This is a genomic window from Paraburkholderia acidiphila (assembly GCF_009789655.1).
Taxonomy (GTDB): domain Bacteria; phylum Pseudomonadota; class Gammaproteobacteria; order Burkholderiales; family Burkholderiaceae; genus Paraburkholderia; species Paraburkholderia acidiphila.
Genome location: NZ_CP046909.1, coordinates 1,318,349 through 1,338,018 on the forward strand (window position 1 = coordinate 1,318,349; position 19,670 = coordinate 1,338,018).

A 19,670-nucleotide genomic window follows, 5' to 3' on the forward strand; every position below is an offset into this window, starting at 1 on the left:
GGAGCGCCACTATGAACAAGATCATTGCGCTCGTCGTTGCCGTCGTGGTTGTCGTGCTGGTTGCGTCGTCGGCCGTATTCATGGTCGATCCGCGCCACGTCGCCATCATTTCCTCGTCGGGCGGGGCCAACGCCACGCTCGCCGGTCCTGGGCTGCATGTGAAGCTGCCGCCGCCATTCCAGACCGCCACGTTCATCGACACGCGCATTCAGGCGTTCGATGCGCCCGATGCCGACCGTTACACGACCTCGGACAAGACCGAACTGCTCGTGAACCCGGTCGTGCGTTATCGCATTTCCGATCCGCTCAAGCTTTTCGCGGCCACGAAGGGCGATGCGCAGACGCTTTCCGACCGTCTCGCCTCGCTGTCGCGCGACGCGCTCGGCGACGCGATCTCGAAGGTCACGCTCACCGAGGCGCTGGCGCAGCAGGAAGCCATTGCCAACGGCGCGCGCGACGCGCTCAGGCAAACCGCTGCGCCGCTCGGCATCGACGTGATCGCGATCGAACTCACGCGCGTCGACTACCCGCCGGAACTGGCGCAGACGGTCTTCAAGCGCATGAGCGCCGCGCGCGAGCAGGCCGCCGCCGAGATCCGCGAGAAGGGCGCCGCAGAGGCGCAGCAGATCAAGGACGACGCGGAGCGCAAGCAGCAGGGCGTGCTGGCCGATGCCTATGCGCAGGCGCAAGCGATCAAGGGCGAGGGCGATGGCAAGGCCGCCGCGATTGCCGCCGAGGCGTTCGGGCGCGACCCGGACTTCTACCGGTTCTACCAGAGCATGCTCGCGTACCGCGAGAGCTTCCGGCCCGGCGACGTCATCGTGGTCGATTCGTCGAGCGACTTCTTCCGCTTCATGCGTGGCCCGAACGGCGGCGCGACTGGCGGAGATAACGCTTCGGCTTCCGCCACCCCGCGCAAACACTAGACAAAACGAGACACATGCGCCGCGCACTGCGCGGCGTCTTTCTTCGCATGGACATAGCTGGCTCCCTCCTGCTCGCGATCGCGCTGATGCTGATTATCGAGGGCATGTTCCCGTTCGTTTTTCCGACGGCGTGGCGTGACACTTTCCGTAAAATCGCGGAACGGCCGCCGCATCACATCAGGATCGGCGGGCTCATCGTGATGGGGCTCGGCCTCGTCCTGCTGATGCTGGCGACCTGACGGCCGCGTGCCGCCGCCGTCTTCAGACGCGGCGTGTGACAGGCGTTTTTGACGGATTCCGAATTACCGGGCCGCGTGGCGTTTCGCCGCGCGCGGCCCTCATTGTGGTAGGACTCAACCGATGTCGACCTGGTTACTCCCCGAGAATATTGCGGACGTGCTCCCGTCCGAAGCGCGCAAGATCGAAGAGCTGCGCCGCCGTCTGCTCGACCGTTTCCGCACTTATGGCTACGAAATGGTCATGCCGCCTTTGCTCGAGTATCTCGAATCGCTGCTCGTGGGCAGCGGGCGCGACCTGAACCTGCGCACGTTCAAGCTCGTCGACCAGTTGTCGGGCCGCACGCTCGGCCTGCGTGCCGACATGACGCCGCAGGTCGCGCGCATCGACGCGCACCTCTTGAACCGCCAGGGCGTGACGCGCCTGTGCTACGCGGGCAATGTACTGCACACGCTCCCGCGCGGCCTGCACGCCACGCGCGAACAGATCCAGACCGGAGCGGAAATCTACGGCCATGCGGGCCTCGAAGCCGACCTCGAAATCCAGCAGCTGATGCTCGACGCGCTGCGTCTCGCGGGCCTCGCGAAGGTGCGCCTCGACCTCTCGCACGCGGGCGTGCTCGCGGCGATCTTCGAAGCGGATCCGGCAGCGGCTGCGCTGGGCGACGCTTTGTATGAAGCGCTCGCTGGCAAGGATGTGCCGCGCCTCGCGGAGCTCACGCAGAACCTCGAAGCGCCCACGCGCGACGCTTTGCGCGCGCTGCCGTCGCTCTACGGCGACGCGAGCGTGATCGACGAGGCGCGCGCGCGCCTGCCTGCGCTGCCGGGCATTGCCCGTGCGCTCGACGACCTCGCGTTCCTCATGCGTGAGATCGAAGGCGCGGAGCTGATGCTCGACCTCGCGGACCTCGGCGGCTACGCGTATCACAGCGGCGTGATGTTCTCTGCCTACGTGGACGGCGTGCCGAACGCCGTGGCTCGCGGCGGCCGTTACGACAAGGTAGGCGAGGCCTATGGCCGCGCCCGCGCGGCAACGGGCTTCTCGCTCGATCTGCGCGAAGTGGCGCGTATTTCCCCGGTCGAAGCGCGCAGCAGCGCGGTCCTTGCGCCGTGGCGCCATGACGAGGCGCTGCGCACCGCTGTCGCCGCGCTGCGCGATGCCGGCGAGATCGTGATCCAGGCGCTGCCGGGCCACGAGCACGACATGGACGAGTTCGCCTGCGACCGCGTGCTCATCGAGCGCGACGGTGTCTGGGTCGTCGAAAAACACGCCTGATACCGCACCCGGGTGGCCATTCGCGCCGATCGCGAGTGGCCGGCAACCCGGCCGCGCCGGCGTGCCAAAGCACGCTTCGCATCGCGCATGCCGTTGAGTGCAAAAGGAAATTCCGCGAATTTGGGGAAAAAAAGGCGGCCTTGCCGCTGAACCCAGGTAGAATACGTTTTTAACCAGCTAACGAAACACCATGTCTGCCAGCGCAGTGAATGTAACCCCGGGGCGCAATGTCGTCGTCGTGGGCACCCAATGGGGCGATGAAGGCAAGGGCAAGATCGTCGACTGGCTGACGGATCACGCGCAAGGCGTGGTGCGTTTCCAGGGCGGTCACAACGCCGGCCATACGCTCATCATCGGCGGCAAGAAGACCATTCTCCGGCTGATCCCGTCGGGCATCATGCGCGCCGGCACCGCCTGCTACATCGGCAACGGCGTGGTGCTCTCGCCCGAGGCCCTGTTCAAGGAAATCGGCGAACTCGAAGAAGCTGGCATCGACGTCCAGAAGCGCCTCTTCATCTCCGAAGCCACCACCCTCATCCTGCCGTACCACATCGCCATCGACCAGGCGCGCGAAGCCAAGCGCGGCGCCGCGAAGATCGGTACGACGGGTCGCGGTATCGGTCCGGCCTACGAAGACAAGGTGGCGCGCCGCGGTCTGCGCGTGCAGGACCTGTTCGAGCCGGAAAACTTCGCTGCTCGCCTGCGCGAGAACCTCGACTATCACAACTTCGTGCTCACGCAGTACCTGGGCGCGCCGGCCGTCGACTATCAGCAAACGCTCGATACGATGCTCTCGTACGCCGACCGCCTGAAGCCGATGGTGACGGACGTTTCGCGTCGTCTGTACGACGTGAACAACGAAGGCGGCAACCTGCTGTTCGAAGGCGCGCAAGGCACGCTGCTCGACATCGACCACGGCACCTATCCGTTCGTCACGTCGAGCAACTGCGTGGCGGGTGCGGCTTCGGCCGGCGCGGGCGTCGGTCCGCAAAAGCTGAACTACGTGCTCGGCATCACCAAGGCTTACTGCACGCGCGTTGGTTCGGGCCCGTTTCCGAGCGAACTGTACGACGCCGACAACGCTGATCGCCAGGAAGAAGTGGGCCTCACGCTCGCGAAGGTCGGCAAGGAATTCGGTTCGGTCACGGGCCGTCCGCGCCGCACTGGCTGGCTCGACGCCGCCGCACTGCGCCGCTCGATCCAGATCAACGGCGTGACGGGTCTGTGCATCACGAAGCTCGACGTGCTCGACGGCCTCGACGAAGTGAAGCTCTGCGTCGGCTACAAGGTCGATGGCAAGGACGTGGACATTCTGCCGCGCGGCGCCTCGCAAGTGGCCGCGTGCGAGCCGGTCTACGAGACGTTTGAAGGCTGGAACGAAAGCACTATCGGCATCACGCAGTTCGACGCGCTGCCGAAGAGCGCGCAGGCGTACCTCACGCGTGTGCAGGAAGTCGCCGGCGTGCCGATCGACATGGTTTCGACCGGCCCGGATCGCGACGAAACGATCCTGCTGCGTCATCCGTTCAAGGTCTAAGTAGCAAGAAGGCAGAAGCAAAAATGATTCAAATGATGGACCCGCGCAACGACGACAAGAACCTGTGGGTCGGCTGGGATGAATATCACCGGCTGATCGAACTGCTCGCGCTCAAGGTGCACGAGTCGCGCTGGAAGTTCGACCAAATCCTGTGTCTCGCGCGCGGGGGCTTGCGCGTGGGCGACCAGCTCTCGCGCATCTACGATCTGCCGCTGGCGATCCTCGCAACCAGCTCGTACCGCGAAGCCGCGGGTACGGAGCAGGGCGAGCTCGACATCGCGCAGTACATCACGATGACGCGCGGTCACCTCGAAGGCAACGTGCTGCTCGTCGACGATCTCGTCGATTCGGGCGTCACGCTCGCACGTGTGCAGGAGCACCTCAAGGAGCGTTACCCGGCCGTGACCGGCGTGCGCTCGGCGGTGCTCTGGTACAAGGGCTGCTCGAAGGTGACGCCGGACTATTTCGTCCAGCATCTGCCGACCAATCCGTGGATTCACCAGCCGTTCGAAGAGTGGGATACGGTGCGCCCACACAACCTCGGTGCGTGGATCAAGCGTGGTCTGCAGCAAGCGCAAGAAGCGCAGAAGTAAGCAGGGAAGGTGCCGCCGCCAGGGTTTTCGGACCCGCGGCACGCAGATCCAGAAGCGGAGCCTTGATGGCTCCGTTTTTTTATGCGCTTCGCCGCGTTCTCCTGCGCAGGCGCAGGCGGGCAGACGTCATCTGGGGCCGGTGCTAAACTGCGCGGGGACAAGGGGATGTCGCAGTGCCGCGACGACCGCTCGGTTTTGGCCGCAGCCCGGTTTAGAATAGCGCTCGTTTTTTCCGCCTCGCAACGGATTACCGCGTATATGACAACTAGCACACACGTGGCCAAGCAGCCGCTACCTACTCTCGCCGTAGCGGCCATCGGCGTGGTGTTCGGCGACATCGGCACGAGCCCGCTGTATTCGCTGAAAGAGGCGTTCAGCCCGTCACACGGTATTCCGCTCAACGACACTTCCATTCTCGGCGTCATTTCCCTGCTGTTCTGGGCGATCGTGATCGTTGTCAGCGTCAAATATGTCCTTTTTGTGATGCGCGCCGACAATAACGGCGAGGGCGGCGTGCTCGCGCTCATGGCGCTCGCCATGCGCTCGTTCAACCGCAAGAGCAAGTCGGCGGCGCTGCTTACGGCATTGGGCATCTTCGGCGCATGCATGTTCTACGGCGACGCTGTGATCACGCCGGCCATCTCGGTCATGTCGGCGGTGGAAGGCCTCGAAATCGCCGCGCCCAAACTCTCACACCTGGTGCTGCCGTTCACGATGGTGATCCTGATCCTGCTGTTCTGGATCCAGCGGCACGGCACCGCGCTGGTCGGCCGCCTGTTCGGCCCGATCATGGTGCTCTGGTTCGTCACCATCGGTGTGCTCGGCGTCTCGCGCATCGTGCAGGCGCCTGGCGTGATCGCCGCGCTCAGTCCGTATTACGCGGTCAGCTTCATGGGCGCACACATGCTGCAGGCCTATGTGGTGCTCGGCTCGGTCGTGCTGGTGCTGACCGGCGCGGAAGCGCTCTACGCCGACATGGGCCACTTCGGCGCGAAGCCGATTCGTTGCGCGTGGTACACGCTCGTGATGCCCTCGCTGGTGCTCAACTACTTCGGCCAGGGCGCGCTCTTGATGCAGGACCATCGCGCGATCGAAAATCCGTTCTTCCTGCTCGCGCCGGATTGGGCCTTGCTGCCGCTCGTCGTGCTCTCGACGGTCGCCACGGTGATCGCCTCGCAGGCCGTGATCTCGGGTGCGTACTCGCTCACGAGCCAGGCCATTCTGCTGGGCTACGTGCCGCGCATGAAGGTGCTGCACACGTCGGATCTCGCCATCGGCCAGATCTACGTGCCGGTCGTGAACTGGATGCTGCTTTTCATCATTCTGTGCATCGTGGTCGCCTTCAAAAGCTCGGACAATCTGGCCGCCGCCTACGGTATCGCCGTGACCGCGACGATGGTGATCACCACGGTGCTCGTCGCCGTCGTGATGACGAAGGTGTGGAAGTGGAACAAGGCGCTCGTCACCTGCATCATCGCGGTGCTGCTGGCCGTCGATCTGGGCTTCTTCGGCGCGAACCTGCTGAAGGTCGAGGAGGGTGGCTGGCTGCCGCTCGGCATCGGCGCGCTGCTGTTCTTCCTGCTGATGACCTGGTTCAAGGGCCGCATGATCGTGAAGGACCGCACGGCCGCCGACGGCATTCCGCTCATGCCCTTCCTGCAAGGGCTGCTCGCGCACCCGCCGCATCGCGTTTCGGGCACGGCCATCTACCTCACGGGCAGCGAATCGCTCGTGCCGGTCAGCCTGCTGCACAACCTCAAGCACAACAAGGTGCTGCACGAGCGCACGATCTTCCTTACGTTCGTGATCCGCGACATTCCGTATGTGGCTGATGCCGAACGCGTAACGGTCAAGGATATCGGCGGCGGGCTCTATCTCGTGAAGGCAGATTACGGCTTCAACGAAACGCCCGACGTGCAGGCGGTGCTCGACGACATTTCGCGCACGCACAACATGACGTTCGAAATGATGGACACGTCGTTCTTCCTCGCGCGCGAGACGGTCGTGCCGACGCAACTGCCGGGCATGTCGATCTTCCGCGAACGCATATTCGCGTGGATGCATCAGAACGCCGCGAAGCCCACCGACTTCTTCAGTATTCCTGCGAACCGCGTGGTCGAACTCGGGACGAAGATTGAGATCTGATCGCTTCTTTTTCGACTAGCAAAAAAAAGGCACCCAAGGGTGCCTTTTTTGTTGCGCGCACAACGTGAGCCGTTGCGGCCCACGTTACGTCATGCAGCCATCAGCGTTGCTTGAGCTTCGCGAATGCCGCCGCCATCGCGCCTGCCGGTTCCGCATCGCGCGAACGCTGGCCGCCGCGGGTGTCGCGATTGCCACCGCCGCGATTGTCGCGGTTGCCCGGCTGGCCCGCGCTGTTGCCACTGCGGGAGGCGCCCGCGCTCGCGGGCTCGTCGTCCAGGCGCATCGTGAGCGCGATGCGCTGACGCTTCACGTCGACGTCGAGCACCTTGACCTTCACGACCTGGCCGGCCTTCACGACTTCGTGCGGGTCCTTGATGAACTTCGTCGACAGGGCGGAGACGTGCACGAGCCCGTCCTGATGCACGCCCACGTCGATGAACGCGCCGAACGCAGCCACGTTCGTCACGACGCCTTCGAGCAGCATGCCCGGCACGAGGTCGGATACCTTCTCGACGCCGTCGCGGAACGTCGCCGTCTTGAACTCGGGGCGCGGATCGCGGCCCGGCTTTTCCAGTTCGCTCAGGATGTCGCGCACCGTCGGCAGACCGAAACGTTCGTCCACGAACTCGGTGGGCGCGAGGCCCGAAAGCGCTTCGCGGCTGCCGAGCACATCGCCGATCGTGCGCTTGATCTTCGCGAGCATGCGCTCGACCACGGGGTACGCTTCCGGGTGCACCGACGAGCGGTCGAGCGGATTGTCCCCGCCGTTGATGCGCAGGAAGCCGGCGGCCTGCTCGAACGTCTTGTCGCCCAGTCGCGGCACCTTCTTCAGATGCTCGCGCGACGGGAAGGGGCCATTCGCATCGCGGTAATCGACGATATTGCGGGCGAGCGTCGAATTGAGGCCTGACACGCGGGCGAGCAGGGCGACCGAAGCCGTGTTCGCATCGACGCCCACGGCGTTCACGCAGTCCTCGACGACAGCGTCGAGCGAACGTGCGAGTTCGCGCTGGTTCACGTCGTGCTGGTATTGGCCCACGCCGATCGCCTTCGGCTCGATCTTCACGAGTTCGGCAAGGGGGTCCTGCAGACGGCGCGCAATGGAAACGGCACCACGCAGCGAAACGTCGAGTTCGGGGAATTCCTTCGCAGCCAGTTCGGACGCCGAATAAACCGACGCCCCGGCTTCGGAGACCACGATCTTCTGCAGCTTGAGTTCGGGATGCTTCGAGATCAGCTCGCTCGCAAGCTTGTCGGTTTCACGCGAAGCCGTGCCGTTGCCGATGCTGATGAGCTCCGCTTGCGTCTGCGCGGCGATGCGCGCGAGCTTCGCGAGCGAGCCGTCCCAGTCGCGGCGCGGCTCGTGCGGGTAGATCGTGTCGGTGGCGAGCAGCTTGCCCGTGCGGTCGACCACGGCGACCTTCACGCCCGTGCGCAGGCCCGGATCGAGGCCGATCACGGCCTTGGGGCCGGCCGGCGCGGCCAGCAGCAGATCCTTCAGGTTGCGTGCGAACACACGGATCGCTTCGTTTTCCGCCTGCTCGCGCAGGTTCGTGAGCAGCTCGTTTTCGATATGCGGCTGCACCTTCACGCGCCAGCACCAGCGGCACACGTCGGAGAGCCACTTATCGGCCGGACGGCTCTGGTTCGCAATGCCGAAGTGGCGCGCGATCATCGCTTCGCCCGGATGCGGCACCTGTGCGTCCTGTTCGCCGCCAAGGCCGAGCTTGACCATCAGCACGCCGGCGTTGCGGCCGCGGAACAGCGCGAGCGCGCGGTGCGACGGCACGGTCTTGATGGTCTCGGAGTAGTCGTAGTAGTCGCGGAACTTCTCGCCTTCCTCGTTTTCCTTGCCCTCGACCACGCTCGACATCACCACGCCCTGGTTGAACAGCCAGTCGCGCAGCTTGCCGAGCAACTCGGCCGTTTCGCCGAACTGCTCGGAGAGGATGTCGCGCGCGCCGTCGAGCGCGGCCTTCACATCGGCGACGCCCTTCTCGGCGTCCACGTACTGCGCGGCTTCCGTTTGCGGGTCGAGCAGCGGGTTCGCGAGCAGCGCGTCGGCGAGCGGCTGCAGGCCGGCTTCGCGGGCGATCTGCGCGCGCGTGCGGCGCTTGGGCTTGTAGGGCAGATAGAGGTCTTCGAGAACCTGCTTGCTGTCGGCGGCTTCGATGGCGGTGCGCAGCTCGTCGGTGAGCTTGCCTTGTTCCTCGATGCTCGCGAGGATCGCCGCGCGGCGGTCCTCGAGTTCGCGCAGATAGAGCAGGCGCTCTTCGAGCGTACGCAGTTGCGTATCGTCGAGATTGCCCGTGACTTCCTTGCGGTAACGGGCGATGAACGGAACGGTCGAGCCTTCGTCGAGAAGCTGCACGGCGGCTGCGACCTGGCGCGGCTGCACGCTCAGTTCAGTGGCGATACGCTGGACGATCTTGAGTGCTACGGTTTCCGTCATAGGGTCTGGATATTCCTGCGAGGATCGGGTTGCGGTCCGGGTTTGCGCTCCGGCCGCCGGTGCGGGCTCGAGCGCCCCGGGCGCCCGATGTGCATCAAGGCACGTTGCCGGACGCGTGCGCCGGCCGGTGGAGCGGGGCATTTTGCCATAAATGGCCGAGCGCTCAACCCGGGGGGTGTTAGAATTTCAGCCATGTTCCGCTGCCCACAGAAGACGTTGACGACCTCCCGCTTCTCCCCCGATTTGCCCCTTGCCCAGTTTCGCACGCCTGTTGGCGTCACTCGGCGGTTCCCCGCTCTTGGGGCAATTTGTGCCGTCGCGTTGAGCCTTGGTGCGAGCGTTCCGGCCCTCGCGCAGGCGGTCGGGGTATCGGGGCCGCTACAGCAGCAAGGTGCAGTAACAACGCCGGCGATGCAGCCGGCGGCTTTGGGCAACGCGCCGCTCGCAGCTTCCGATGCGGCTGGGGTCGCCGGCACGTCGGCATCGCAGCAGAGCGATTTCGACGCGCGGCAACAGGTGCTGGACCGTCGTAGTGCGGAGAACGACTATCAGTATGCAGTCGCGCAGCACAACTGCTACAACACGTTCTTCGTGAATCATTGCATCGGCAAGGCGCGCGACAAGATGCGTGTCGTGCAGGCCGATATCCGCCGCGAGCAACTGGCGCTCGACGACGAAAAACGCGCCGCGCATGCGCAACAGCGCGACCAGCAGGCGGCATTGAAGCGCGCGCAGGACGAAGCCAATGCGCCGCAGCGCGCCGCCAACGAAGCGGCAAGTGCACAGGCGTACGAACAGAAGCAGCAGCAACACGCGCTCGATCAGGCGCAGCGCCAGGCCGAAGCGCCGCAGCGTGCGGCGAACGAGCAGGCGTATCAGGAGAAGCAGCGCCAGCATGCGCTGGCTCAGGCGCAGCGCCAGGGCGAGCAATCGCAGCGCGATGCGAACCAGGCGGCATACGATCAGAAGCAGTACCAGAATCAACTGGACGAAGCGCGCCGCCAGGGCGAGCAGAAGGGCCAGGAGCGTGCGGAAAAGGCCCAGCGCTACCAGCAGAAGCAGGAAGACGCGGCGAAGCATAAGGCCGATGTCGAAGAGCGTCAGAAACAGGCGGCCGAGAAGGCGCAGCAAAAGCAGCAACAAGAACAACAGCAGCAGCAGCAACAAAAGCAGCAGCAGGAACAACAGCAGGACCAGTAGCACGAGTAGCACGCTTTTTCAGCCGGACTGCAACCTCAGGCGCGTCGTCCTTCGCAAGCGCGCGCCGCATATGTCGAGGAGGCGAGCATGCGCGAGCATCGTGAAGTCAAGACCGAGGTCCTTCGTGACCGCATTCTGCAGCTGGAATCGGAACATGGCGATCTGGACCGCCTGATAGACAGGATGTCCGATACCCCGGACTATGACGATCTCGAACTGCAGAGGCTGAAGAAGCGCAAGCTCAAGGTCAAGGACAACATCCTCCTGCTGCAACTGCAGCTGGACCCCGATTCAACGAAGACTTCGGACGGGCACGCCTGATTCCGGGTCCTGGCAGGCGCCGGGGCGCGGCAGTCGGCGGGTCGCGCCCTTCCGGACCGAGCAGGAACCGCTTGCCTTGAATTCAACGACCGTTTCCCGTTCCCGGCCCGCGCGCGAAGGCGGCGCGCCGGACGCCGACGCACGCGCGACGCAAACAGCCGCAGCCCCCTTGTTGAGCGCGCGCCGTGCCGCCGAGCTCGAAGAGCTCTTCGCGGCCGACGGCTTGCTCGCGCGCGAGATCGACGGTTATCGCCCGCGCGCAGCGCAAATCGAAATGGCGCGCGCGGTCGCGGCCGCGATGGAAGCCGCCGCGCAATCCCAGCCCGATCCCGCGATGTTCGAACTCCAGTCGCGTCCTGCACGGCGCCTCGAACGCGGCGCGCCGGCGCAGCCGGGCGCCGAGGAAGCCGCGCGCGGCGCTGCCGAGAACGTCGACAACACGCTGATCGTCGAGGCGGGCACGGGCACCGGCAAGACCTATGCGTACCTCGTGCCGGCCATGCTGTGGGGCGGCAAGGTGGTCGTCTCGACGGGCACGAAGCATCTGCAGGATCAGCTCTTCGCGCGCGATATCCCCACGGTGCGCGACGCGCTCGCGGTGCCCGTGAGCGTCGCGATGCTCAAGGGCCGCGCCAACTATCTGTGCCACTACTACCTGCAGCGCACGGCCGACAACGGCCGGCTGCCGTCGCGCCAGGAAACCGCGTATCTGCAGGAAATCGTGCGCTTCGCGAAGATCACGCGCTCGGGCGACAAGGCCGAGCTCGCGAGCGTGCCCGAGACGGCGGCCGTGTGGTCGATGGTGACATCGACGCGCGATAACTGTCTTGGCCAGGAGTGTCCGCATTACAAGGACTGCTTCGTGATGCAGGCGCGCCGCGAGGCGCAGCAGGCGGATATCGTGGTGGTCAATCACCATCTGTTCTTCGCCGACATCATGTTGCGCGACACCGGCATGGCCGAACTGCTGCCGAGCGCGAACACGATCATCTTCGACGAAGCGCACCAGCTACCCGAAACGGCAACGCTCTTTTTCGGCGAAACGCTCTCGACTGCGCAGTTCCTCGAACTCGCGCGCGACTGCGTGGCCGAAGGTCTGAGCCACGCCCGCGATGCCGTGGAGTGGGTCAAGCTCGGCGCCGCGATGGAGCGCGCCGCGCGCGACGTGCGGCTCGCGTTCAAGGAAGATTCGCTGCGCCTGTCGATCACGCAGTTGCCCGAGGATCATCCGCTCTTCGATGCGCTCGACGCGTTGCAGACCGAACTGGGCGCGCTCGCCACGGCGCTCGCGGGTCAGGCCGAGCGCGCCGAATCGATCGGCGCTTGCTTGCGCCGCGCGCGCGAACTGCAGGGCATCCTCGCGGGCTGGACCGCGCCGCAGGGCGGCGCGCCAACGCACGAAACACGCAAGGCCGACGCAGGCGGACAAGACGAAAGCGCTCACACGGCGGACGACGCGGACGAGAAAGTCCGCTGGGTCGAGGTGTTCTCGCACACGGTGCAGTTGCACGAAACTCCGCTATCCGTGGCGCCGATCTTCGCGAAGCAGCGCGCCGGCGTGCCGCGCACGTGGGTCTTCACATCGGCGACGCTTTCGGTACGCGGCGACTTCACGCACTACGCGGCGCAGATGGGCTTGAGTTCGCGCCGCTCGATGACGCTGCCGAGCCCGTTCGACTATCCCGCGCAAGGTCTGCTTTACGTGCCGCGCAACATGCCGCAGCCTTCGTCGCCGCAGTTCACCGATGCCGTGTTCGATGCGGCGTTGCCGGCGATCGAGGCGTCGGGCGGCGGTGTCTTCATGCTCTGCACGACGTTGCGTGCCGTCGACCGCATCGCCCAGAAGCTGCGCGACACGATCGAGGCGCGCGGCTGGAACACGCCGCTGCTCGTGCAGGGCGACGCGAGCCGCACGGAGTTGCTCGAGCGTTTCCGCGCCTACGGCAATGCGATTCTCGTGGGCAGCCAGAGCTTCTGGGAAGGCGTGGACGTGCGCGGCGATGCGCTCTCGCTCGTGGTCATCGACAAGTTGCCATTCGCGCCGCCCGACGATCCGGTACTGGCGGCCCGCCTCGACGCGCTGACAAAGAAAGGTCTGAGCCCGTTTGCGGTCCACCAGCTCCCGCAGGCGGTGATCACGCTCAAGCAGGGCGCGGGACGGCTGATTCGCGCGGAAACCGACCGCGGCGTGTTGATGATTTGCGACACCCGTCTCGTCGACAAGCCGTATGGCCGGCGTATCTGGCAAAGCCTGCCGCCGTTCAAGCGGACGCGGGAGATCGAAGTCGTGCAGGCGTTCTTCGAAGAGAAGAACGACGCGGCGGGGGAGCAGGGCGAGGCTGGCTAAGCCTCATGCGCAACGCATAACAAAAAAGCCACGAACGTGAGTTCGTGGCTTTTTTGCTTGCCCGCCGTATGTCTGAAGCGCGTTCGACGCAAGCAGCAGACCGTACGCCGGTTCGCTACGATGCCCGCCGGAACCGAGGTGCCAGGCAGGCGTCGCGCAAACGCAACTTACTGGCTTGCGCCCGAAGCAGCAGCCGGAGCCGAAGCGCCTGTGTCCGAAGCAGCAGCGCCAGCGTCCGAAGCAGCGGCGGTAGCCGAAGCAGCAGCGTCGCTCGCAGCAGCGGCAGCGCCCGAAGCAGCAGCAGCAGCGTCCGAAGCAGCAGCAGCCGGTGCCGAAGCAGCAGCAGCGTCGCTAGCCGGCGCAGCAGCTTGGTCGCTGCTCTTGTTGCACGCAGCGAGTGCAACAGCTGCCAGCAGGGATGCTACGAGGAGGGATTTCTTCATGATCACGTCCTTTTATGGTTAAAGGTAAGCAACAGCGCAAAATAATACCGGTAAATGTGCCCCAACACCGACCTGAGCCGCTGGTGGAGACGCACTGCAAGAGCGTGAATCTTCCCTACGGCCTGGCCGGAAATTATAGGCACTTTCGTATCGACCGTCGACAAATCCGGGGACAATACGTTGTCTTTCTCATACAAGCACTATTTTAGTACGGTATAACAGTCCGAAGCGCTTAGGCAAGCACCCCGGTCCGAATCCAGCCCGCACGATACCACTCGTGTAGCAACGCTGTCACACACGAATCGTGTGAGAGTGTTACAAAGCGTTTCCCGTCCATAGAGCGCCTGTCGGCCAGTGCCGGCAGCCACTTTCTTGCCTCTTTGAGCAAGTACTGTTCCCCGTTCAGGTAATACGACCGCGAATCGTAAAGCAGGATTGTCCTGCGGTCGAGTGTTATCCCATTTTTTGCCGCCTGCGCAACGAAACGGGCTTCGTCGAGCGGTTTTTCGGGGGCGTCAAATACGACATTAGCTTTCGGTTCGGACAGCCAGGAGCCGACGAACGAGGAGACATCGGCGTCGTTCCAGCGCACTTTAGCAAGCACGCCGCCAACACGCTCTACGAGTGCCGGGGGAAGCTGCGCGGGACGCGCTACGGCCGGCTGGTCGGGGTCACGATAGAGCGTGGGCTTGCCGTTGCCGTCATTCGCTCCGCGCTCGGCGAGCCAGTAAAGAAACTGGCTTGTCAATTCACTCGTGGAAGGAGAACGAAAGCCGACCGAGCATGTCATGCATTCGCCCTCGGCAATGCCGTCGTGCGCGATATGCGGCGGCAGGTACAGCATGTCGCCTGGCTCCAGCAGCCACTCTTCTTCGGGTTCGAAGTTCGCGAGAATCTTGAGCGGCATTCCTTCCTGCAGCGACAGGTCGCGCTGCGCGCCAATGCGCCAGCGGCGCTTGCCGTGAACCTGCAGCAGGAAGACATCATACGAATCGAAGTGGGGGCCCACGCCACCGCCGTCCGATGCGTACGAGATCATGAGGTCGTCGAGCCGCGCATCGGGCGCGAAACGAAAGCGCTCGAGCAGGGCGCGCGCACGGTCGTCGTGCAGGTCGGCGCCTTGCACGAGCAGCGTCCACTGGCGGGTCTTCGGCGTGGGCAGTTCGTCCGGCGAAAACGGACCATGTTCGAGCGCCCAGCGGCGGCGAAAATGGGTGATGAGACGCGACTCGACATCGTCGTTGTCGGCGAGCGCGAAGAGTTCGTCGCGCGAGAGTGGCGCTTCGATCCCGGGAATCGCCTGGCGGATCAAGAGGGGCTTTTTCTGCCAGTATTTGCGCATGAACTGCGCCGGAGTCAGGCCGCCCAGAAGCGGCGTGGCGACATCGGGCGCGGGGCATGCCAGGGGGAGGGAGGCGCGCCGCGTGCGCGCGTCCACCGGGTGGTCTGAGGACCGCTTCGGCATCGTATAATGTGGTCTGTAATCTGGAGGAACGAATGAAAATTGCAAAGGACACCGTCGTGTCGGTCGCTTACAAGCTATCGGATGCGCAGGGCAATCTGATTGAGGAAAGCGACGAGCCGATGGTCTATCTGCACGGCGGCTATGATGGCACGTTCCCCAAGATCGAGGAAGTGCTGGACGGGCAGGAGCCGGGCTTCGAGACCCAGATCCAGCTTGAGCCACAGGACGCCTTCGGCGAATACGATCCCGAGCTCGTGAAGATCGAGCCGCGCAACCGCTTTCCTGAGCCGCTCGAAGTCGGCATGCAGTTCGAAGGCACGCCCGAAGAAGGCGACGAAGATCTCGACTCGCTCATCTATACGGTCACGGACGTCGCCGAAGACAAGGTCGTGCTCGACGGCAATCATCCCCTTGCGGGCATGGCGCTGCGTTTCGCGCTGACGGTCAAGGAAGTGCGCGTAGCCACCGAAGACGAAATCGAGCATGAGCACGCGCATGGCGCGGACGGCCTCGAAATCGTCGACGAAGACGAAGAAGACGACGGCGAAGGCGACGAAAGCGCCTCGAAACCCACCCTGCACTAATCGCCAATCAATGCGCGAAGCCGCCCGACGCCGGTGCGCCGGGTGGCTGCAGCGGAGCGACGCCACCGCTGCTCCCACCATCCGGGCTTTTCTGCCCATTCGTACCACTTAGTCCATTCTGGCCGCCCTGCGTGGGCCATGCGGGTATTGGCGCGCCATTTTCCGCCGGCGGCAAGCCCTGCGGCACGGCGGTCCCGGGCGTGCCCGGCGTCACGGGCGGCAAGTCGGGCGATTGCGGCATGCCCGGAATCTCGGTCACATCCGGCATCGATGACACTTCGGGCATTTCCGGCATCGCGGGCGACGCTGCGCCGGGCAGATTCAACGACGGCGGTGTGGGCAACTCGGGCAGATGTTTCGGTACATCGCGCACGCTCACGCGCAGTGGCGTACGGCGCGCCATGTCGGCGTCCACCTGGAGCCACTGCGTAAGCGGATCGCGCAGAGAGAACGCGATGCGCGTGACGTTTTCCAGTCTCGCTCCCTTGTCGTTACGCAGCGGCTGATCGATCGTGAAGCCGCGTGCGAGCTTCGAGTCGTCCGCATTCACGATGATGATCTGGCCGCGGAAAGTCTCGGCGAGCTTGACGAGGCTGCGGCGCAACTCGAGATAGCCGTCGCGCGGTGCCCGGTGAAAGCGCAGCCATGCGAAGCGGTCAGGCCGTTCGTAATGCTCGGGCAGCGCATTGCCCTGCATGAAGATGACGATTGCGCGCGCGTTGCGGCGCTTCGCATACTCGGCCGCATGTTCGAGCCAGAAGGCGTTGGCGATCACGCGGTCTTCGAACTCGCCATTGCGCCCACCTGCATTGAGATAGTGATTGTTCCCGTCCGGCGCGTTCAGCCCGATGAACACGGTGTCGCCTAGTTGCCAGCGCACGTTTTCCCGATACGGCCGAAAGCGCGAAACTTCGCTCTCGCGCGTCAGCGCCAGGGGAGTTTGGCCGAGCGCGTTGGGATCGGAGAAGAAGTTCTGACGCAGAAAATCGAGTCGCTCGGCGGGATCGTAGGCGCCCGAGCCGTTCATGCCGCAGGTGACCCAGTCGCGTTCGCCGGGCACGAACACGAGCGGCGCGCGTGACGCAGCGAGAATGTCGTGACGACGCTCGTAGAGATGGTCGGCACAGGTTTCATGTACGCCTTTGAGATTGCCGTCGTAGACGATGAAAGCGATTTGCGGATCGCGCCCGATGGCGTCGATGAGCCGCTGCGCCGACGCTTCCTCGGAGGGCGACGTGAGCGCGTTCGCCACGACTGCGAAGGCGTAGCGCGGCGCCTGGGCGAGCGCCGCGAGCGGCGAGCCCAGCGACGCCGCCAGCATCAGCGCGCATGACACACCGCGCATAATTTTCAGATAGCGCGAACGGGGACGGCCGCGGCCCGCCGGTTGCGGTGGCCGCGGCGGCGTCGCGAGGCGACGCTCAGCGCTTCGTGTCCGGCGCCGTGGCCAGCTCATGCAGTTCGTACAACAAGTCGAGCGCCTCGCGCGGGCGCAGTTCGTTCGGATCGAGCGCGCGCAGCCGCTGTGCGACGAGCGACGCGCCCAGATCTTCTTCTGTGGCCGGCGCAGCGCGATCTTCCACGAACGGCGCTTCGTCGTCGAAGTTGTCGTAGTCAGCGGCGGGCGCGGCGAACAGATCGAGTTGCGGCGTGGGCTGTCCCGCCGATTGCTGCTCCAGATGCACGAGATGTTTGCGCGCGGCGCGGATCACGGCGGCCGGCACCCCCGCGAGCTGCGCGACTTGCAGGCCGTAGCTCTGGTTCGCCGGGCCTTCCTGCACCGCATGCAGGAACACGATGCCATGACCGTGTTCGACCGCTGAAAGATGCACGTTCGCCGCCTGTGCGAATTCCGTAGGCAGTTGCGTGAGCTCGAAGTAGTGCGTGGCGAAGAGCGTGTGGCAACCGTTGTGCGCGAGCAGATGCCGAGCGATGGCCCATGCGAGCGCGAGGCCGTCGAACGTCGATGTGCCGCGCCCGATCTCGTCCATGAGCACGAGGCTTTGCGGCGTGGCGTCGTTGAGAATGGCCGCGGCTTCGGTCATCTCGACCATGAAGGTCGAGCGGCCGCCCGCGAGGTCGTCGGCGGCGCCGATGCGCGTGAAGATGCGGTCGATCGGCCCGAAGCTTGCGCGCTTCGCGGGCACGTAGCTGCCCACGTAAGCGAGCAGGGCGATAAGCGCGGTCTGCCGCATGAAGGTCGATTTACCGCCCATGTTCGGGCCGGTGATGAGCAGCAGCTTGCGCTCGGCAGAGAGCAGGCAGTCGTTGGCGATGAACTGCTCGACCTGTGCTTCGACCACGGGATGGCGGCCTTGCTCGATTTCGATGCCAGGGGCTTGCGTGAACGTGGGCGCGTTCCAGTCGAGCGCGCGGGCGCGTTCAGCGAAGGCGGCCAGCAGGTCGAGCTCAGCGAGCGCGGCGGCTACGCGCTGGCAATCGGGAATGAACGGCAGCAGCGATTGCAGCAGCGCGTCGTAGAGCGCCTTCTCGCGCGAAAGCGCGCGTTCCTGTGCCGAGAGCGCCTTGTCCTCGAACGTCTTCAGTTCCGGCGTGATGTAGCGCTCGGCGTTCTTGAGCGTTTGGCGTCGGCGATAGTCGTCGGGAACCTTGTCAGTCTGGCCGCGTGTGACTTCGATATAGAAGCCATGCACCTTGTTGTACTCGACGCGCAGATTGCCGATCCCGGTGCGCGTGCGCTCGCGCGTTTCGAGGTCGAGCAGGAACTGGCCGCAGTTCTCGGAGATGTCGCGCAGTTCGTCGAGGTCCGCGTCGTAGCCGCGTGCGATCACGCCGCCGTCGCGCACCATGGCGGCGGGTTCCGGCGCGACCGCGCGCTGCAACAGCGTCGCGCATTCGGCGGGCGGCTCGAGCGCCTCGGCGATGTGCGCAAGCGACGTGGCCACGCCGCTTGCGGCTGCGACCTGTTCGCGCAGCGCAGGCAGCGCCGCGAAGGTATCACGCAGGCTCGACAGATCGCGGGGGCGCGCGGAAAGCAGTGCGAGGCGCCCGGTGATGCGCTCGACGTCGGCGATCTGGCGCAACGCGCTGCGCAGCGTATCGACGCTCGCTTGCGGCGGCGCTTCCAGCAGCGCGCCGATGGCCTGCTGGCGCATCTGCGCGATTGCGGCTTCGCGCGGCGGATGATGGAGCCAGTGACGCAGCAAGCGGCTACCCATGGCCGTGCTGCATGTGTCGAGCAGCGAGCACAGCGTGGGCGATTCCGTGCCGCGCAGCGTTTCGGTGAGTTCGAGGTTGCGGCGCGTGGCCGGATCGAGCCCGATGTATTCCGATTCGGCTTCGACCTTCAGGCTGCGCACGTGGCGCAGTTGCTGGCCCTGCGTAGCTGCAGCATAAAGGAGCAGCGCACCCGCCGCGCCGCACGCGCTCGTGAGCGTTTGCGCGCCGAAGCCGTCGAGGCTCGCCACGTCGAGCTGGTCGCACAGGCGTTGCTTGCCCGAGCCGACGTCGAAGTGCCAGGCGGGCACGCGCGTGAGCGCTCCCGATCCGGCGGGCGGCGCCCAGGAGGCCGTTTCCGCTGGCATTTCCGCGACAAGAATTTCCGCGGGCCGAATGCGCTCGAACGCCGTCGCTACCTGTTCCGGCGCGACTTCCGCGAGGCGCAGCGCGCCGCTGGCGAGATTGAGCCACGCCAGGCCAACGTTGACGGGTACGCCGCGGCGGTTATGGCCCGGGCAAACGGCCATCAGGTAGACGTCGTTCTTGTCGGAAAGGAGCGCGGCGTCTGTCAGCGTGCCGGGCGTCACCACGCGCACGACCTTGCGCTCGACCGGACCCTTCGACGTGGCCGGGTCGCCGATCTGCTCGCAAATCGCCACAGACTCGCCCAGCTTCACGAGTTTTGCGAGATATTGCTCGACCGCGTGATGCGGCACGCCCGCCATCTTGATTGGGTTGCCCGCCGACGCGCCGCGTTGCGTGAGCGTGAGGTCGAGCAGGCGTGCGGCCTTCTCGGCGTCTTCGAAGAAGAGCTCGTAGAAGTCGCCCATGCGGTAGAACACGAGCGTGCCCGGATGGTCGGCCTTGATGCGCAGGTACTGCTGCATCATGGGAGTGTGTTGCGCGGTGTCGGCTGCGCCTGCGGTGTGTGTAGCCATCCTCGGTATCTTGCTAAGGGTTCAGGG

15 protein-coding genes are annotated in these 19,670 nt (G+C 65.1%); 10 read left to right on the forward strand and 5 right to left on the reverse strand.

Annotation, left to right across the window (positions count from 1 at the left end; translation table 11 throughout):
• Positions 1–11: 11 nt before the first annotated feature.
• From hflC to FAZ97_RS05920, 6 genes are all read left to right on the forward strand, one after another.
• Positions 12–926 (forward strand): protease modulator HflC, encoded by a 915-nt coding sequence (hflC, locus tag FAZ97_RS05895; RefSeq protein ID WP_158757610.1) that lies wholly within the window; start codon positions 12–14, stop codon positions 924–926.
• Positions 927–973: 47 nt separating this feature from the next.
• Positions 974–1,165 carry a DUF2065 domain-containing protein gene (locus FAZ97_RS05900; RefSeq protein ID WP_028210024.1) on the forward strand — a complete coding sequence of 64 codons (192 nt, stop codon included), beginning with the start codon at positions 974–976 and terminating at the stop codon, positions 1,163–1,165.
• A 121-nt stretch (positions 1,166–1,286) separates the two neighbouring features.
• Entirely contained in the window at positions 1,287–2,438 is a 1,152-nt protein-coding gene (locus FAZ97_RS05905) for an ATP phosphoribosyltransferase regulatory subunit (protein ID WP_158757611.1), read from the forward strand.
• A 190-nt stretch (positions 2,439–2,628) separates the two neighbouring features.
• Positions 2,629–3,975, forward strand: a complete 1,347-nt coding sequence (locus FAZ97_RS05910) for an adenylosuccinate synthase (protein ID WP_158757612.1) — start codon at positions 2,629–2,631, stop codon at positions 3,973–3,975.
• 23 nt (positions 3,976–3,998) lie between these two features.
• On the forward strand, positions 3,999–4,568 hold the full coding sequence (locus tag FAZ97_RS05915; RefSeq protein WP_158757613.1) for a phosphoribosyltransferase: 570 nt from the start codon (positions 3,999–4,001) through the stop codon (positions 4,566–4,568).
• 258 nt (positions 4,569–4,826) lie between these two features.
• The gene (locus FAZ97_RS05920; RefSeq protein ID WP_158757614.1) at positions 4,827–6,713 is read left to right on the forward strand and encodes a potassium transporter Kup; all 1,887 of its coding nucleotides are present in this window, start codon (positions 4,827–4,829) and stop codon (positions 6,711–6,713) included.
• Positions 6,714–6,813: 100 nt separating this feature from the next.
• Here the strand turns inward: FAZ97_RS05920 and FAZ97_RS05925 are convergent, their stop codons facing one another.
• Entirely contained in the window at positions 6,814–9,165 is a 2,352-nt protein-coding gene (locus FAZ97_RS05925; RefSeq protein WP_158757615.1) for a Tex family protein, read from the reverse strand.
• A 192-nt stretch (positions 9,166–9,357) separates the two neighbouring features.
• On the opposite strand from FAZ97_RS05925, the gene FAZ97_RS05930 reads away from it, so the two are divergent.
• The 3 genes from FAZ97_RS05930 to FAZ97_RS05940 all read left to right on the forward strand — a co-directional run bounded on the left by FAZ97_RS05930 (position 9,358) and on the right by FAZ97_RS05940 (position 13,033).
• Positions 9,358–10,365 (forward strand): colicin transporter, encoded by a 1,008-nt coding sequence (locus FAZ97_RS05930; protein ID WP_233271662.1) that lies wholly within the window; start codon positions 9,358–9,360, stop codon positions 10,363–10,365.
• Positions 10,366–10,452: 87 nt separating this feature from the next.
• Complete coding sequence (locus tag FAZ97_RS05935) at positions 10,453–10,686, forward strand: DUF465 domain-containing protein (protein ID WP_028204122.1); 234 nt, start codon at positions 10,453–10,455, stop codon at positions 10,684–10,686.
• Positions 10,687–10,762: 76 nt separating this feature from the next.
• Entirely contained in the window at positions 10,763–13,033 is a 2,271-nt protein-coding gene (locus FAZ97_RS05940) for an ATP-dependent DNA helicase (protein ID WP_158757616.1), read from the forward strand.
• Positions 13,034–13,200: 167 nt separating this feature from the next.
• Here the strand turns inward: FAZ97_RS05940 and FAZ97_RS05945 are convergent, their stop codons facing one another.
• A complete protein-coding gene (locus FAZ97_RS05945) occupies positions 13,201–13,476 on the reverse strand; it encodes a hypothetical protein (RefSeq protein WP_158757617.1) in 276 nt (91 codons plus the stop codon).
• A gap of 232 nt (positions 13,477–13,708) precedes the next feature.
• The gene (locus FAZ97_RS05950; RefSeq protein ID WP_158759066.1) at positions 13,709–14,941 is read right to left on the reverse strand and encodes a ribosomal protein uL16 3-hydroxylase; all 1,233 of its coding nucleotides are present in this window, start codon (positions 14,939–14,941) and stop codon (positions 13,709–13,711) included.
• A 32-nt stretch (positions 14,942–14,973) separates the two neighbouring features.
• Here FAZ97_RS05950 and FAZ97_RS05955 point away from each other — a divergent pair, with 32 nt between their 5' ends.
• The gene (locus FAZ97_RS05955) at positions 14,974–15,525 is read left to right on the forward strand and encodes an FKBP-type peptidyl-prolyl cis-trans isomerase (protein ID WP_158757618.1); all 552 of its coding nucleotides are present in this window, start codon (positions 14,974–14,976) and stop codon (positions 15,523–15,525) included.
• 7 nt (positions 15,526–15,532) lie between these two features.
• Here FAZ97_RS05955 and FAZ97_RS05960 read toward each other — a convergent pair whose 3' ends face one another.
• Positions 15,533–16,846, reverse strand: coding sequence for a hypothetical protein (locus FAZ97_RS05960; protein WP_158757619.1), 1,314 nt, complete (start codon positions 16,844–16,846; stop codon positions 15,533–15,535).
• 100 nt (positions 16,847–16,946) lie between these two features.
• A complete protein-coding gene (gene mutS, locus FAZ97_RS05965) occupies positions 16,947–19,643 on the reverse strand; it encodes a DNA mismatch repair protein MutS (RefSeq protein WP_158757620.1) in 2,697 nt (898 codons plus the stop codon).
• Between the last annotated feature and the right edge of the window lie 27 nt (positions 19,644–19,670).

Coding starts and splice junctions, on each gene's coding strand:
- hflC (WP_158757610.1), top strand. CDS start 12: ATGAACAAGATCATTGCGCTCGTCGTTGCCGTCGTGGTTGTCGTGCTG.
- FAZ97_RS05900 (WP_028210024.1), top strand. CDS start 974: ATGGACATAGCTGGCTCCCTCCTGCTCGCGATCGCGCTGATGCTGATT.
- FAZ97_RS05905 (WP_158757611.1), top strand. CDS start 1,287: ATGTCGACCTGGTTACTCCCCGAGAATATTGCGGACGTGCTCCCGTCC.
- FAZ97_RS05910 (WP_158757612.1), top strand. CDS start 2,629: ATGTCTGCCAGCGCAGTGAATGTAACCCCGGGGCGCAATGTCGTCGTC.
- FAZ97_RS05915 (WP_158757613.1), top strand. CDS start 3,999: ATGATTCAAATGATGGACCCGCGCAACGACGACAAGAACCTGTGGGTC.
- FAZ97_RS05920 (WP_158757614.1), top strand. CDS start 4,827: ATGACAACTAGCACACACGTGGCCAAGCAGCCGCTACCTACTCTCGCC.
- FAZ97_RS05925 (WP_158757615.1), bottom strand. CDS start 9,165: ATGACGGAAACCGTAGCACTCAAGATCGTCCAGCGTATCGCCACTGAA.
- FAZ97_RS05930 (WP_233271662.1), top strand. CDS start 9,358: ATGTTCCGCTGCCCACAGAAGACGTTGACGACCTCCCGCTTCTCCCCC.
- FAZ97_RS05935 (WP_028204122.1), top strand. CDS start 10,453: ATGCGCGAGCATCGTGAAGTCAAGACCGAGGTCCTTCGTGACCGCATT.
- FAZ97_RS05945 (WP_158757617.1), bottom strand. CDS start 13,476: ATGAAGAAATCCCTCCTCGTAGCATCCCTGCTGGCAGCTGTTGCACTC.
- FAZ97_RS05950 (WP_158759066.1), bottom strand. CDS start 14,941: ATGCCGAAGCGGTCCTCAGACCACCCGGTGGACGCGCGCACGCGGCGC.
- FAZ97_RS05955 (WP_158757618.1), top strand. CDS start 14,974: ATGAAAATTGCAAAGGACACCGTCGTGTCGGTCGCTTACAAGCTATCG.
- FAZ97_RS05960 (WP_158757619.1), bottom strand. CDS start 16,846: ATGCTGGCGGCGTCGCTGGGCTCGCCGCTCGCGGCGCTCGCCCAGGCG.
- mutS (WP_158757620.1), bottom strand. CDS start 19,643: ATGGCTACACACACCGCAGGCGCAGCCGACACCGCGCAACACACTCCC.